The 14,949-nt window shown below is 71.6% G+C and carries 13 protein-coding genes; 4 read left to right on the top strand and 9 right to left on the bottom strand.

The features are described 5' to 3' along the window. Positions 1 to 46 precede the first annotated feature (46 nt). Entirely contained in the window at positions 47 to 478 is a 432-nt protein-coding gene (gene mraZ / locus DEI97_RS06890; RefSeq protein WP_111075069.1) for a division/cell wall cluster transcriptional repressor MraZ, read from the bottom strand. Positions 479 to 794: 316 nt separating this feature from the next. Beyond that, on the bottom strand, positions 795 to 1,193 hold the full coding sequence (locus DEI97_RS06885; protein ID WP_111075068.1) for an SCO2097 family morphological protein: 399 nt from the start codon (positions 1,191 to 1,193) through the stop codon (positions 795 to 797). Between the two features lie 105 nt (positions 1,194 to 1,298). Here DEI97_RS06885 and DEI97_RS06880 point away from each other — a divergent pair, with 105 nt between their 5' ends. Continuing rightward, entirely contained in the window at positions 1,299 to 2,396 is a 1,098-nt protein-coding gene (locus DEI97_RS06880) for a polyprenyl synthetase family protein (RefSeq protein WP_502866664.1), read from the top strand. Between the two features lie 94 nt (positions 2,397 to 2,490). Here the strand turns inward: DEI97_RS06880 and DEI97_RS06875 are convergent, their stop codons facing one another. Beyond that, positions 2,491 to 2,847 (bottom strand): Rv2175c family DNA-binding protein, encoded by a 357-nt coding sequence (locus DEI97_RS06875; protein WP_374107161.1) that lies wholly within the window; start codon positions 2,845 to 2,847, stop codon positions 2,491 to 2,493. A gap of 267 nt (positions 2,848 to 3,114) precedes the next feature. Between DEI97_RS06875 and DEI97_RS06870 the strand changes: the two genes are divergently transcribed. Both DEI97_RS06870 and pknB read left to right on the top strand, forming a co-directional pair. After that, positions 3,115 to 4,353, top strand: coding sequence for a LysM peptidoglycan-binding domain-containing protein (locus DEI97_RS06870; protein ID WP_258376717.1), 1,239 nt, complete (start codon positions 3,115 to 3,117; stop codon positions 4,351 to 4,353). A gap of 142 nt (positions 4,354 to 4,495) precedes the next feature. Continuing rightward, entirely contained in the window at positions 4,496 to 6,544 is a 2,049-nt protein-coding gene (gene pknB / locus DEI97_RS06865; RefSeq protein WP_111075110.1) for a Stk1 family PASTA domain-containing Ser/Thr kinase, read from the top strand. A 78-nt stretch (positions 6,545 to 6,622) separates the two neighbouring features. On the opposite strand, the gene DEI97_RS06860 is transcribed toward pknB, so the two are convergent. The 3 genes from DEI97_RS06860 to DEI97_RS06850 form a co-directional block, all read right to left on the bottom strand. Next, on the bottom strand, positions 6,623 to 7,969 hold the full coding sequence (locus tag DEI97_RS06860) for a class II 3-deoxy-7-phosphoheptulonate synthase (protein WP_111075109.1): 1,347 nt from the start codon (positions 7,967 to 7,969) through the stop codon (positions 6,623 to 6,625). A gap of 121 nt (positions 7,970 to 8,090) precedes the next feature. Beyond that, a complete protein-coding gene (locus tag DEI97_RS06855) occupies positions 8,091 to 8,816 on the bottom strand; it encodes a lysophospholipid acyltransferase family protein (protein WP_111075065.1) in 726 nt (241 codons plus the stop codon). A gap of 57 nt (positions 8,817 to 8,873) precedes the next feature. Next, entirely contained in the window at positions 8,874 to 9,827 is a 954-nt protein-coding gene (locus DEI97_RS06850) for an ROK family glucokinase (protein WP_111075108.1), read from the bottom strand. A gap of 311 nt (positions 9,828 to 10,138) precedes the next feature. Here DEI97_RS06850 and DEI97_RS06845 point away from each other — a divergent pair, with 311 nt between their 5' ends. Further along, positions 10,139 to 11,920 carry an AMP-dependent synthetase/ligase gene (locus tag DEI97_RS06845; protein WP_111075107.1) on the top strand — a complete coding sequence of 594 codons (1,782 nt, stop codon included), beginning with the start codon at positions 10,139 to 10,141 and terminating at the stop codon, positions 11,918 to 11,920. A gap of 137 nt (positions 11,921 to 12,057) precedes the next feature. Here the strand turns inward: DEI97_RS06845 and DEI97_RS06840 are convergent, their stop codons facing one another. The 3 genes from DEI97_RS06840 to def form a co-directional block, all read right to left on the bottom strand. Further along, positions 12,058 to 12,189 carry a hypothetical protein gene (locus DEI97_RS06840; RefSeq protein WP_258376716.1) on the bottom strand — a complete coding sequence of 44 codons (132 nt, stop codon included), beginning with the start codon at positions 12,187 to 12,189 and terminating at the stop codon, positions 12,058 to 12,060. A gap of 142 nt (positions 12,190 to 12,331) precedes the next feature. Beyond that, on the bottom strand, positions 12,332 to 14,251 hold the full coding sequence (locus DEI97_RS06835; RefSeq protein ID WP_111075063.1) for a hypothetical protein: 1,920 nt from the start codon (positions 14,249 to 14,251) through the stop codon (positions 12,332 to 12,334). Between the two features lie 203 nt (positions 14,252 to 14,454). After that, complete coding sequence (gene def, locus DEI97_RS06830) at positions 14,455 to 14,949, bottom strand: peptide deformylase (RefSeq protein ID WP_111075062.1); 495 nt, start codon at positions 14,947 to 14,949, stop codon at positions 14,455 to 14,457.

The following is a 14,949-nucleotide window of genomic DNA, read 5'->3' as shown; positions in this document are numbered from 1 at the left end:
GGGGAAGGTGTGTCAGGGCGGACGGCTGGGAGTCTCGATCCACGGATCAGAAGATCCCCGGGATCACCTCCTCGTCGTTCTCGGCGAAGGCCTCTTCGGTCTCCGCGTAGTAGGTCTCCCAGGCACTGGTCGACCAGATCTCGGCGCGGTCACCGCTGCCGATGACCGTCAGGTCCCGCTCGAGCCCCGCGTACTCGCGGAGGTTCTGCGGGATGGTGACGCGGTTCTGCTTGTCGGGTTGTTCGGCGCTCGCTCCGGAGAGGAACAGGCGCATGTAGTCGCGGGTGCGCTTCGACGTCATCGGCGCCTGGCGGATCCGCTCGTGGAGTTCCTCGAAGGTCCTGGCGCTGAAGACGACCACGCACCGCTCCTGGCCGCGGGTCATGACGAGACCACCGGAGAGTTCGTCCCGGAACTTGGCGGGCAGGATCACGCGACCCTTCTCGTCGAGCTTCGGGGCATGGGTACCGAGCAGCACTCGGGGCCTCCCGTCAGCTCCACCGGTCTTCGTCTCGCCCCACGCTACTCCACTTCCCTCCACTTCGCTGCTCTGTTGCCCCACTCTCAGCCTTCGGCACCCCTTCTGGGGGCACCCACACCCCGCCGGAGGCCGCCCGATCCGCGCAACGGCGGGCCCGGCGCCCCGGTGGAGCGCAGTGGAGGGATCCGGGCGCGCGGAACACCGGTGTTTTGCCGCCCCGGGGCCGCCCCGGGGGGGCACGCCGGGGGCCGCCGGGGGCACGAAAAACGGGGCCGGCCTGGGAAGGCCGACCCCGTGGAGGGATGTGGAGGAGCTAGTCCTGCTGGTTGCGCTTGTCCCAGCGCTCGTTCATCCGGTCGATGAAGGAGCCGCCGCCGGAACCGCGAGCCGGGCGGGCACCGCCGCGGGCAGGTCGGGTGGAGGCGCCGCGTGCCGGTCGTGCGGTCGGGGTCCGACCACCGGGCCGCAGGGCGAAGAGCACCCCGGCCAGCATGACGACGAAGCCCAGCACACCGATCAGGGGCTGCTTGATGACGAGCCCGAGGACGATCACGCCGACGCCGACGAGTCCGATCAGGACACCGATCGTGATCGCGGTGTACGTCGGACGGCCCTGGCGGCGAGTGACGCGCGCCACGAAGTCGGAGTCGTTCTGGTAGAGGCTCCGCTCCATCTCTTCGAGGAGGCGCTGCTCTTGCTCCGAGAGTGGCATCTTGGTTCCCTCTTGTTCCTGGGATCGACGCGGTGGAAGGGGTGGATCGATCTTACGACCGGACCACCCACTAAGGTAAGGACCGTGGCTGAGAGTACGCGATTAGTGGACCTCGTCTCGGCGCGGATCGATCGGGCTCTCGACGAGCAGCGCGACCGCCTCGCGGCGATCAGTCCCGACCTGGTCTCCTTCGACACGTTCGCACGAGACCTGTTGTCCGGCGGGAAACGCTTCCGGGCGCTGTTCTGCTACTGGGGCTGGCAGTCGGTCGCGGGCCGTTCCGGCTCGTTCGACCCGCTGTCCGAAGGCGCCCGGCAGACCACGGCCGAGGCGATCGTCACCGCCGCCGCCGCGCTCGAGGTCTTCCACGCCGCCGCCCTGGTGCACGACGACATCATGGACCGCTCCGACACCCGTCGCGGGCGTCCGGCAGCGCACCGCCGCTTCGAGTCGCAGCACGCCGACTCGGGTTGGGTCGGCGACCGCGCCCTCTTCGGCACCAACGCCGCGCTGCTGCTCGGCGACATGCTCCTCTCGCTCAGCGACTCCCTCTTCGACGAGGCCCTGGTCCTGCTCGACCCGGTGCGCGCCCGCGTCGTCCGCCAGGAGTTCCACACCATGCGCCTCGAGGTGACCGCGGGCCAGTACCTCGACATCCACGAGGAGACCGCCTGGCCGACCGTCGACGACGCCGAACAGCTCGTCCGGGCCCAGCGCGTCATCGTCTTCAAGTCCGCCAAGTACTCGGTCGAGGCGCCGCTGCTCATCGGCGCGCTCATCGCCGGTGCCAGTGCCAGCCAGCTCGACGGCCTGCGGTCCTTCGGCCTGCCCCTCGGCGTGGCGTACCAGCTGCGCGACGACATGCTCGGCGTGTTCGGCGACCCCGAGGTGACGGGCAAGCCCGCCGGTGACGACCTCCGCGAGGGCAAGCGCACCGTCCTGGTCGCCACGGCCCGCAAGTCCCTGCCGGTCGGCGCCCGCCAGCTGCTCGACGAGCTGCTCGGTGACCCGGACCTCGACGACGACCAGGTGCAGATGCTCCGGGCGACCCTCACCGACTCCGGTGCGGTCAGCGCGGTCGAACGGTCCATCGAGCGGCACGTGCAGCGCGCGAAGGCCGCACTCGACGCGTCGCCGCTGACACCGTCGGCGCGCGAGCAGCTCGCGTCGCTCGCGGACACGGTCAGCCGCCGGTCCGCCTGACCCAGCGCACCCCCTGACGGACGGGAGGCCCGGTACCAGCTGGTACCGGGCCTCCCGTCCGTCAGGGGGGTCGCGACCGCCGCGACCGGCGTCGCTAGAGCAGCGCCTGGGCCGCGCGCCGGACCTCGGCCTTGCGGTTCGCACGGAGCGCGGCGATCGGCGTCGTCCCCATCGCCTCGTCCTCGGTGAGCATCCAGCGGACGGCCTCGTCGTCGGTGAGCCCGTTGTCGCCCAGGACGATGAGGGTGCCGCGCAGCGAGGGCAGCGGCTCGGTGTCGTCGAGGAACTCGGACGGGACGCGGAGGACACCGTCGACCCGTGCCGGCAGCAGGGTCCGTTCCTCGAACAGGCGGTGGACGCGGCCGGGGCTCACCCCCAGCAGGTCGACCAGGTCGGGCACGGTCAGCCAGCGTTCGGACAGGGCGTCGTCTCCGGGAAGGGCAGCACTCACGGGTCCCATCGTGCCAGAGCGCGACGGGCCTGCGCAGCACCTGCCATCCCGATACCCTCCGCAGACCGCGGATCCCGGACGAGCACGGCTCACTTCAGTCGCTCCAGTCACATGAGCCACAGCAGCCACGAGCACAACTTGCGGCGCTCTGGTTGACTTGGGAATCACAGCGTGTCAGCGTGTGGTCACCTGTGTGTGCCGTGTACGTGCACACACGGCCGACAGACCCACCCCGTGCCGACGACGCGCGGAGACAGGAGAACGACCGTGGACAGGGACACGACCCCCGACGAGGCAGCCCGACGCCTCCGCTCGTCGCGCTTCGCGACGATGCCGATCGTCCTCGCCGGCACGATCGCGGTGACGGCCGGCCTGACCGGACCGATCGCCCACATCGAGCAGCGTCATGACGACGACTCGAACCGTCGGCACGTCGACGAGGACCGGAACCTCGGCTCCGGCCCCGTCTTCGGCACCGCCGTCGCCCGCCAGCAGCAGCCGGTCGTCACGACGGTCGCCGCCACCCGCTCCGCGGCACCCACCACCTACACCGTCCGCCAGGGCGACACCGTCTCTGCGATCGCCAGCCGCTACGGGCTGTCCGCGCAGGAGATCCTGGTCCGCAACGGCCTCGGCTGGAACACCATCATCCACGCGGGCCAGACGCTGCGGCTCGCCTCGACCCCGGTCGGCGGTGCAGTCACGTCGAGCACCACGACCGCCAGCTACCACGTCAAGCAGGGCGACACCGTCTCCGGCATCGCGGCGAAGGTCGGCGTGTCGACCGCCGCACTGCTCACCGCCAACGAGCTCTCGCAGCGCAGCGTCATCTACCCCGGGCAGTCGCTCCGCGTGCCGGCCGGTCGGTCCAGTGCCACGAAGACGGCCACGACCGCCGGGCCCGCCGCACCGAGCGCCGCCCCCACCACGAGCGCCACCGTCCACCGTGCCGGCTCCGTGACGATCGGCAACGGCGACACGATCCTCTCCGTCGCGACGACGCACGGCGTCTCGGTCTCGTCGCTCCTCGCGGCGAACGGCCTGACCTACACGAGCACGATCTACGCCGGCAGCACCCTCGTCCTGCCCTCCAGCGGCCCGTCGCTCTCCTCCGAGCAGCGTGCCAACGCGGCGACCATCGTCCGTGTCGGCCGCTCCCTCGGCGTCTCGGACCGTGGTCTCGTCATCGCGTTGGCGACCGCGATGCAGGAGTCGAACCTCCGGAACCTCGCCCACGGCGACCGCGACTCCGTCGGCCTGTTCCAGCAGCGTCCGAGCCAGGGGTGGGGCACCCCCGGTCAGCTGCAGGACACCGTGTACGCGTCCGAGCTGTTCTTCGGCGGGTCGCGGAACCCGAACCCGGGCGTCACGGCCGGCCTGCTCGACATCCCGGGCTGGTCGTCGATGAGCGTGACCGAGGCGGCGCAGGCCGTCCAGCGCTCCGCGTACCCGAAGGCGTACGCGCAGTGGGAGCAGTCCGCCCACGCGTGGCTCCGCTCGCTCTGACGTCCGCACGGTCGGACCTCGCTTCCACCACGCCGGCCAGCACCCCTGATCGGCACCGCCGGGTCATCCCTCCGGTCGAGATCGTGTAACGACCGGTGCGCCGGTGCCGGTCCTCCCCGTCCGGATTCGTAGAATGCCGCAGATGACCACGAACGCCGCCACGGACCCGATGATCGGTCGCATGATCGATCAGCGGTACCGCGTCCGCTCCCGCATCGCGCGCGGCGGCATGGCGACCGTGTACCTGGCGACCGACGTGCGCCTGGAGCGCCGGGTCGCCGTGAAGATCATGCACGGGCACCTGGCGGACGACCAGGCGTTCCGGGAGCGCTTCATCCAGGAGGCCCGCTCGGCAGCCCGGCTGTCCCACCCCAACCTCGTCGGCGTCTACGACCAGGGCGCCGAGGACGACTGCGTCTACATCGTCATGGAGTACATCCCGGGCATCACGCTCCGCGACCTGCTCCACGAGCACCGTGCGCTGACGCCCGAGCAGGCGACCGACATCCTCCGCGCGGTCCTCGCCGGCCTGGCCTCGGCGCACCGTGCCGGCATCGTGCACCGCGACCTGAAGCCCGAGAACGTCCTGCTCGCCGACGACGGCCGCATCAAGCTCGGCGACTTCGGCCTCGCGCGGGCCACCACCGCGAACACCGCCACCGGCGCGGCCCTGCTCGGCACGATCGCGTACCTCTCCCCCGAGCTCGTCACCCGCGGCGCCGCCGACTCGCGCAGCGACATCTACGCGCTCGGCATCATGCTCTACGAGATGCTCACCGGCGAGCAGCCCTACAAGGGCGAGCAGCCGATGCAGATCGCCTACCAGCACGCGAACGACACGGTCCCCGCACCGAGCGCCGCACTGCCGGGTGTCCCCGCCGAACTCGACGACCTGGTCGCCTGGGCCACCGCTCGGGACCCACGCGACCGGCCGCTCGACGCCCGCGAGATGCTCGACCACATGGCGGGCGTGCAGCAGCGCGCGACCGGCCAGTACCGCACCGCCGTGCTGCGCCCCGAGAACGCGACCGCGATCCTCCCGTCCGGTGGCAGCGCCGGCGCCGCGGCCTTCGGGGACGACGTCGAGGACGCGAGCGAGCACGACACGACAGTCCTCGACCGACGGGGCACGCAGGAGACCCCGCCGCGTCCCCGGAACGCGCCGGGCGCCCGGAACGTACCCGGCCCCCGCCGGACCGGCGCGGTCACCGCGACCCTGTCCCCGGCCGGCCAGCGCCTGGCCGACAAGTCCGCCAAGCGACGGAAGCGCGGCTGGATCGCCCTGGTCGTCGTGCTCGTCCTGGCCCTCGTCGGAGCGGGCGTCGCCGCCTGGTACGGCCCCGGACCGGGCGGCAACGTCCGGATCCCCGCGGTCGCCGGCAAGACCGTCTCGCAGGTCCGACAGGCCCTCGCGTCCAACGGGCTGCGTGCCGCCGAGGCGACGACGAGCCGCCCCGACCTCGAGGTCGCGGCGGGCCTGGTGACCGCCACCCAGCCGCCCACCGATCGCGAAGTGCGGAAGGGCACCGCCATCCGTATCGTCGTCTCGAGCGGCCCGCGGATGATCAGTCTGCCGGCGATCGTCGGGCAGTCCGCCTCCACCGCCCGCGCGGCCCTCGACGACGACTTCGACCTGCAGGACCCGCAGTACCAGTTCTCCGCAGACGTCCCCACCGACACGGTGATCGCCGCGACCGGCCGCGCCGGCTCCGGCGCCCTCGACCTGACCACCGTCGAGCAGTACCCGGAGCGCGCCCCGGTCACGCTCACCGTCTCCCTCGGAGCCGTCCCGGACGTCACCGGCAAGTCCGTCGCCGATGCCACCAGCACGCTGCAGGGCGTCGGCCTGGTGCTCGGCAGCCAGACGCAGCAGTTCAGCGACTCGGTACCGGACGGCCAGATCATCTCCGCCGCCCCCGCCGACGACCCCGCCGTCAAGGGCACCGCGGTCGACGTCGTCGTGTCGAAGGGGCCGGTGCCGATCACGATGCCGTCGGTCAAGGGGCAGACGATCGACGAAGCCACCTCGACCTTGAAGGCACTCGGGCTCCAGGTCAGCTACCCGGACTGCACGAACATCCTCTGCGGCTTCTACGACTGGAAGAGCAAGCTGCCGGTCACCGCGACGGACCCGGCCGCCGGCGCCACCGTGCACAAGGGCGACACGATCGCCCTGGCCTACGACCAGTAGCGGCGCGACCGCCCACATGACGGGAGGCCCGACACCGGACCGGTGTCGGGCCTCCCGTCATGCAGGCGGTGCTGCCCGTCAGCCGCGGATGACCGACGGGTGCGCGCGGAGCTCCTCGGCCACCAGGAAGGCGAGCTCGAGGGACTGCATGTGGTTCAGGCGCGGGTCGCAGAGCGACTCGTACCGGGTCGCCAACGTGGCCTCGTCGATGTGCTCCGAGCCGCCGAGGCACTCGGTGACGTCGTCGCCGGTGAGCTCGACGTGCATGCCGCCCGGGTACGTGCCGACCGCACGGTGCACCTCGAAGAAGCCCAGGACCTCGTCCACGACGTCGTCGAAGCGGCGGGTCTTGTAGCCGTTCGGCGTCGTCAGCCCGTTGCCGTGCATCGGGTCGGTGACCCAGAGCGGGGTGGCGTCCATGCCCTTGACCGCCTCGAGCAGCTTGGGCAGCTCGTCACGGACCTTGCCGGCACCCATGCGGGTGATGAAGGTCAGGCGGCCCGGCTCGCGCTGGGGGTCGAGCTTCTCGATCAGCGCCTGCATGTCGGCGACCGTGGTGGTCGGGCCGAGCTTGACGCCGATCGGGTTCCGGACGCGGGACAGGAAGTCGACGTGGGCGCCGTCGAGGTCACGGGTGCGCTCCCCGATCCAGATGAAGTGCCCGGAGGTGTCGTACGCCTGGCCGGACCGGCTGTCGATCCGGGTCATCGGGCGCTCGTAGTCCATCAGCAGCCCCTCGTGCGAGGCGTAGAACTCGACGTGCTTGAGCGCTTCGAAGTCGGCACCGCACGCGGCCATGAACTGGATCGCGCGGTCGATCTCGGCGGCCAGGTTCTCGTACCGGGCGTTCGCCGGGTTGGCGGCGAAGCCCTTGTTCCACGAGTGCACCTGCCGCAGGTCCGCGAAGCCGCCCTGGGTGAAGGCCCGGACCAGGTTCAGGGTCGACGCGGCCGTGTGGTAGCCCTGCACCAGGCGACGGGGGTCGGCCTGGCGGGACTCCGGCGTGAAGTCGTAGCCGTTGACGATGTCGCCGCGGTAGGCCGGCAGGGTGACGTCGCCCCGGGTCTCCCAGTCACTCGAGCGGGGTTTGGCGAACTGGCCCGCCATCCGACCCATCTTGATGACCGGGGTCGAGGCACCGTAGGTGAGGACGACGGCCATCTGCAGGATGGTCTTCACGCGGTCGCGGATCGAGTCGGCGGTGGCACCGGCGAAGGTCTCGGCGCAGTCGCCGCCCTGCAGCAGGAACGCCCGGCCCGAGGCGGCGGCGGCCAGACGGTCGCGCAGCTGGTCGACCTCGCCTGCGAAGACGAGCGGCGGCAGCGTGGCGATCTCGGCCGAGGCGGCTTCGGCAGCGGCCAGGTCCGGCCACGTCGGCTGCTGCTTGATCGGGAGCGTGCGCCAGTGGTCGAGGCCCGCGATCAGGTCCGGATCCTGCAGGGTGAGGGAGTCGATCGACTCGGACAAGGCTGCACCTCGGTCTTGTGGTTCGCGCACGGCCGTCGACGGTGCGACGGCGTCCCGACGGATGCGGGACCGTCCGATCTTACCGTCCGGCGGCGGAGCGACGCTCGCGCATGACGCTCTCGCGGGCACTCGTGGCCCGCTCCTTGACGCTCGTCGCGTAGACGTCCTCGTACTCCTGGCGGCTCAGCCCCCGGAGCTCGTGCATGATCTCGTCCGTGACGCTCCGCAGGATGAAGCGGTCGGTCTCGAGCCCCTCGAAGCGCGAGAAGTCGAGCGGCTTGCCGAACACGACACCGACGCGCTTGAACTTCGGGAACTTCTGCCCGATCTGCTGGACCTCACGCGTGCCGACCATGGCGACCGGGACCACCACGACCCGTCCCTCGAGCACCATCCGGGCGATGCCGGTGCGGCCGCGGTAGAGCTTGCCGTCCGGGCTGCGGGTGCCCTCGGGGTAGATGCCGAGCTGCTCGCCGCGGGCCAGGACCTGCAGGCCGGTGCGGAGCGACGCCTCGGACGCCTTGCCGCCGGAGCGGTCGATCGGCAGCTGACCGATCGCGTTGAAGAACGTCTTCGTCGCCCAGCCCTTGAGGCCGCGCCCGGTGAAGTAGTCGCTCTTGGCCAGGAACGACATCCGACGGTCGAGCACCGCGGGCAGGATCACCGAGTCGATGAACGAGACGTGGTTCGACGCGAAGATGACCGGGCCGGAGGCGGGGACGTTCTCGCGTCCGACCACCCACGGCCGGAACAGGGTCAGGATGAGCGGGCCGAGCACGAAGTTCTTCAGCAGCCAGTAGAGCATCGTCGACTCCGTCGGGTGGTGGGTGTGCGGACCGTGCGGGGTACCGGCAGCCGCGGTTCAGGCGGTGCGGGCGTGGATGCGGGCGAGGTCGGCGGCACCGACGACACCGGCGTCGTTGACGAGCTCGGCGATCACGAAGTCCGGCTCCGGGTGGTAGCCCCGCGCCGGCAGGTTGTTGAGGTACGCCTGCTTGATCGGCTCGAGCAGCCGGTCGCCCGCGCTGGCGACGCCGCCGCCGAAGACGAACAGCTGCGGGTCGAGCACGGCCGACAGGGACGCGCACGCTTCGCCGAGGTGGCGACCGAGACGCCGGAGGGCCGCGAGGGCGCCCGGGTCGTCGGCGAGGATGAGCTCCCCCACGACGGCGCCGTCGAGCTGCCCGCCGTTGGCGTCACGCGCTTCGGCCAGGGCGACACCGATGCCGCCGGCGTCCGCGACGTCGTTCGCCATCCGCTGCAGGGCACGACCGGAGCCGTACTGCTCGATGCAGCCGCGAGCCCCGCAGCCACAGGGCAGGCCGTTCGGCACGATGCGCAGGTGGCCGATCTCGCCGCCGGTGCCGAAGCCGCCGCGGAACAGCCGGTCCTCGGTCACGATCGCGCCGCCGACCCCGGTGCCGATGGTGAGCATGGTCATGTCGGACACGAGCCGACCGGCACCGAAGCGGAACTCGGCCCACCCGGCGGCGTTCGCGTCGTTGTCGACGGTGATGTGCAGGTCGCCCAGACGCTCCTGGAGCTTCTGGCGCAGGGGCTCGTTCCGCCAGCGGATGTTCGGCGTGTAGTACACGATCGACTGCGAGGCGTCGATGAACCCGGGGGCGGCGACCCCCACCGCACCGACCTGGTGCTGGAGTCTGAGGCGCTCGACCATCGACACGACGTCGTCGAGCATGGCGATCGGGTCCGCAGCGTTCGTGGCGACGCGGTCCTCGGCGAGGATCTCGCCCAGCTCCGTGACGACCGCTCCCGCGATCTTGGTGCCCCCGATGTCGATTCCGATGGCATGCACGAACACGGAGCCTACCCGTTCGGGGACGACTCACCGAACGAGGCCGACTCACCGAACGCGAGGGGAGTCGTCCTATGCTGAGCGGGAGCCGACTCGAAGATGAGCGGACTCACATCGAACGGGACAACGAGGGAGTTGCCGTGACCGATCAGCGTGCTGACCGCACCACGTCCACCAGCACGGGCGGATCGCCCGTCCCGCACGAGAGCGCACCGGCCACCGCCGGACGCCACACGGCGCCCGCACCCGGTGCACTCGGGAGCGCCGCCGACAGCGGCCCCGTCGCCCCCGACCACGGCTCCGCCGCCCGCCTGCTGTCCGACCGCGCACGGCTCACCCCCGCGCGGCCGATCCTGGCCGAACGCACCGGCGACACCTGGACCGGCATCGCCGCGGCCGACGTCCTGGCCCGGGTCCGTGCGATCGCCAAGGGCTTCGTCGCCGCCGGCCTGCAGCCCGGCGCCCACGTCGCGATCCTGTCCCGCACCCGGATGGAGTGGACGCTCGTCGACTTCGCCGTGTGGACCGCGGGCCTGGTCTCCGTGCCGGTCTACGAGACCAGCTCCCCCGACCAGATCCGGCACATCCTGTCGGACTCCGAGTCGGTCGCGATCGTCGTCGAGAAAGAGGAGCACGCACGACGTGTCGCCGGCATCGCGCCCGACCTGCCGCACCTCGGCCAGCACTGGACGATCGACGGCGGCGGCCTGGACGACCTGGCGCGCCTGGGCGAGGAGATCGCCGACGACGAGCTCGACGCCCGCACGGCCGCCGTCTCCGGTCGGGACGACGCCACGATCATCTACACGTCGGGCACCACCGGACGGCCGAAGGGCTGCGTGCTGCGGCACGACAACTTCACCGCCACGGTCGAGGGCTCGACCGAAGCGATGTCGGAGATCGTCGCCGGTGACGCCTCGACGCTGCTGTTCATCCCGATGGCCCACGTCTTCGCCCGGTTCATCGCGGCGATGTCGGTCTCGGCAGGAGTCCTGGTCGGGCACGAGCCGGACACGAAGGACCTGATGCGGGCGGTGTCGACCTTCAAGCCGACCTTCCTGCTCGCGGTCCCCCGGGTGTTCGAGAAGATCTACAACTCGGCCGAGCAGAAGGCCGACCTCGGCGGCAAGGGCCGGGTCTTCCGCGCGGCCGCCGCCACCGCCGTCGCGCACTCCGAGGCCGTCGCCGCCGGACGGGTCCCGCTCGGGCTGTCCCTGCGCTTCCGCCTGTTCGACCGGCTCGTGTACCGCAAGCTGCGCGAGGCGATCGGCGGCCGCGTGCGCTACGCCATCAGCGGCTCGGCACCGCTCTCCCCGCGGCTGTCGCACTTCTTCCGCTCCATCGGCGTGCACATCCTCGAGGGCTACGGGCTCACCGAGACGACCGCACCGGCGACGGTGAACCGCGCGACCGAGCTCCGGATCGGGTCCGTCGGTCGGGCGCTGCCCGGCGTCGAGATCCGGATCGCCGACGACCAGGAGATCCTGATCCGCGGCGTCGACGTCTTCGACCGCTACTGGCAGAACCCGGAGGCCACGGCAGCCGCCTTCCGTGACGGCTGGTTCCGTACCGGCGACCTCGGTCGGCTGGACGGCGACGGGGTCCTGTCCGTCACCGGCCGCGCCAAGGAGCTCATCGTCACCGCGAGCGGCAAGAACGTGGCACCGGCCCCGCTCGAGGACGCGATCCGCGAGCACCCGCTCGTCGGACAGGTCGTCGTCGTCGGCGAGGGCAAGCCCTTCGTCGCCGCACTGGTCACGCTCGACCGCGACATGCTGCCGGGCTGGTGCGAGGCACGCGGCATCGCCCCGGCCCTCACCCCGCAGCAGGCCGCCCACGACGAGCGCGTGCAGCAGGCCGTCCAGGAGGCCGTGGACACCGCGAACGGGCGGGTCTCCCGTGCCGAGTCGGTGCGGTCCTTCTCGGTCGTCGACGCGGACCTCACCGAGGCCTCGGGGCACCTCACGCCGAAGCTCACCATCAAGCGCTCGGTCGTCCTGCGCGACTTCGCCGCGGACATCGAGTACATCTACTCGGGGTCGAAGGTCCAGACCACGGCGACGCCGGTGGTGCAGTCGCGACGGCGGCACTGACCGTCCGGCACTGACCGTCCGGCTGTTGCGGCCGGAACCGACTGGAGGCCCGTCACCCGTCCGTCGGACGGGTGACGGGCCTCCAGTGCGTGGTCTGGTGACCGGCGGCTGCGGGACCGACGTCGTGGTCGGCCAGGTCAGGCCTGCGGCGTCTCCGGAGCGTCGATCGGATCGAGGACCGCGGTCGACGCGGTGCTCGTCGAGACCTGCTCGGGCCGGCGGTTGGTGCGGGTGCGGTGCGAGCTGAGCTCGTCGTTCTGGAGTGCCATCGTGCTCGTCCTGGGTGAGGGGGGACCGTCGGCGGGTGACCGACTGCGGAACACCGTACCTCGCGATCCGGACAGAGGGACAATCCCGCGTCCGGGTGTCATGATCCGTCCCCCACGGGCGTCCCCCGGATGTCCCCGCCGGTCAGCGGACCGTCACCGAGCGACAGCCGAGCAGCGTGTTCGCGGTGCCGGTCCCGACGTTGATGCCGTAGGCACACACCTTGTGCGTGCCCTTCGCCAGCGCGACCGTCCGCGAGTACCCGGACGCCGCCGGTGCACCGGGGTGCGCGCGCACGACGTCAGGACGGGCGATCGAGGTGGACACCCGCCCGAGGCTCTTCGCCCCCGAGGTGGTGTCGTACAGGGCCACCGCGAGCGGGTCGCGGGTGTCCGGGTCGTACGCCCACCCCGACAGCGTCACGCCCGTGCTGCCGGCCGTCACGGCGTCCAGCGTGCCGCGCGGGTCGTGCGACGTGTCCGGTGCTGCCGCGGCGCCCTTCTTCATGACCACCGGGGCGCTCGCGTCCGCGGCCGCGGCGCTGCCGTCCGGGTGGTGGACGGTGACGCGGACACCGTACTTGCCGGCCGGCTTCGCGCCCAGGCTGAACGGCACCGAGTTCGTGCCCTTCACGACGGCGACCCCGGCCGCGATGCGCTGCCAGCTGCCGCTGCCGATCCGCACGGCGACGTCGGCGGTCGCTCCCGACACCCAGGCGTTGTCGTGGAACGTGACCGTGGTCGAACCGGTCGCCGTCGGGTCCGCGCGGAGGTGCACCGACTTGAGGTGCCAGACGGCCTTCCCCGGGTCCTCGTTCGGGTCGAAACGGAGGCCCGTGATCGTCTGCCCGGCCCACCCGGCCTTCGGCGCGATCGCGTCCTCGTCCAGCGGGTTCTGCGCCGTCATGTCGACGGTGGTCTCACTGGCGTTGGCGTTCGAGTAGGTCAGCAGGTCGTTCCCGATCTGCGGGGTGCCCGTCCCGGACACGTTCCAGATCGCCCGCGCCAGCTTGCCGCCGCCGGCCGACCCGGACAGGTCGAACGGCCCGTCGTACCGCAGGTCGTACTGGAGGTAGTGGTAGGTGCTGCCGGCCAGGCGCGAGACCGGCAGGTGGACCTGGGGGTCGTTCTGCAGCGGTCCGGCGTTCCGGGCCGTGATGCCGCGGCTGTCCCGGCTCAGCACCGTCGCGTTGGAGTACCGGACGCTCGAGGTCGCCGGGGCCGACGTGAAGTTCCAGGGGCGTCCGGTCGTCGCCGTCGCGTAGTCCTGCCCCTGCGACGGGTTCGGCGAGTCCACGACCACCTGCGGCCGCGGTGTCACCGTGTAGCCGCTGTAGGCGCCGGCCGGCATGCCGGCGTGCGGGTGGGTGGCGTCCGGGGCGGCGTGCAGGCGCACCCAGTCGATGCTGACCTGCTTGCCGGTGTTGCCCGTCCCCTTCGGCAGCACGACCGGGTCCAGGCGGAACACGACCTTCTTCGCCGATCGCCAGGGCACCTTCGCGAGCAGGTTCGACTTGGCGGTGAGGTCGAAGTCGTACACGTGCGGCCCCTGGACGACGGGGAACGAGAACCCGCCGCCACAGGCCGAGGTCTGCTCGCGGCAGGTGAACCAGTAGACGGCGCCGATGTGCTTGGTGAGCGGCTGGTCCATCGAGAACGTCAGCCGCGAGTACTTCGCGGGGTCGACCGGCTGCCGAGCACCGTCACGACCGGTCGCCAGGCTGCCGGAGATCGAGTGCACCAGGAACAGCTGGTTGCCGAGCGCGAGGTCCACCTTGAGCGCGCCGCCGGACACCGTCGCCCGGGTGCCCGAGAAGTCGGTGTTGAAGTCGGCGGCGTTGCTGAAGTCCCACGCGTCGCCGTAGACGTCGCTGGCGTAGTCGGCTGCCTCGGACTCCGTGGTCGCCGCGGAGGCACGGACCGGTGCGCCGACGGCGGCGCCGAGCGCGAGTCCAGCGGCGACCGCGACGGCCGTCGCGATGGCGACCGCCTGTCGCAGGCCGCGCAGGCGTCGCGTCTGGCGCGTGCGTCCCGTCTGGGGCGTGGTGGCGGTGTGGTCGTGCATGTGCTGTCCCCTGCCTGGTCGTCCGGGGCCCTGTGGTCGGGGCACGCCGGCGTCGCGGACGACCGGGCCGTTCCGACCCGGTCCGGGGTCGGCACGTCGGGAGCGCACGAGGTCGTCGAGCGGAGCCTACGACGCGGTCGGCGGCAGCGGAAGGAGGACGGTCCGCGGCGCGCGGGCCAGCTCACTGAAGGTCATCGCAGCCGCTAGTGGAACCAGTCCTGCGCGCGGATGTCCCGGAGCGCCTGCCGACGGGTCTCGGGGTCGAGGGTCATCACATAGACGGTGCCGTCCAGGTGGTCGCACTCGTGCTGCAGGGCCTCGGCCATCAGCCCGGTGCCCTCGAGCTCCACCGGTTCGCCGTCGACGTCCACGCCACGCACCTTGGCGTACGGGAAGCGCTTCGTCGGGTACGCCAGACCGGGCACCGACAGACACCCCTCGTCCATCAGCTCGGGCTCGCCGGCGGTCTCGACGACCTCGGGGTTGAGGACGTACCCGACCTCGCCGTCGACGTTGTACGAGAACGCGCGGAGGCCGACCCCGATCTGCGGCGCGGCCACGCCGGCGCGGCCGGGCTCCTTGACGGTGTCGATGAGGTCCTGCACGAGTTCGCGGACACCGTCGGAACCGATGCGGACCGGGTCGGCGGGCGAACGGAGGACGGGGTCGCCGAACAGGCGGATGGGACGGACGGTCAC

The organism is Curtobacterium sp. MCLR17_032 (assembly GCF_003234795.2).
Lineage (GTDB): Bacteria > Actinomycetota > Actinomycetes > Actinomycetales > Microbacteriaceae > Curtobacterium.
The sequence above is the reverse complement of the archived record's forward strand: the minus strand, read 5'-3'. Positions and strand labels throughout refer to the sequence as shown.

Excerpts from the sequence above, each read along its gene's own strand:
- DEI97_RS06885 (WP_111075068.1), bottom strand. The coding sequence starts at position 1,193 with ATGCCACTCTCGGAGCAAGAGCAGCGCCTCCTCGAAGAGATGGAGCGG.
- pknB (WP_111075110.1), top strand. The coding sequence starts at position 4,496 with ATGACCACGAACGCCGCCACGGACCCGATGATCGGTCGCATGATCGAT.
- DEI97_RS06855 (WP_111075065.1), bottom strand. The coding sequence starts at position 8,816 with ATGCTCTACTGGCTGCTGAAGAACTTCGTGCTCGGCCCGCTCATCCTG.
- DEI97_RS06840 (WP_258376716.1), bottom strand. The coding sequence starts at position 12,189 with ATGGCACTCCAGAACGACGAGCTCAGCTCGCACCGCACCCGCACCAAC.
- DEI97_RS06835 (WP_111075063.1), bottom strand. The coding sequence starts at position 14,251 with ATGCACGACCACACCGCCACCACGCCCCAGACGGGACGCACGCGCCAG.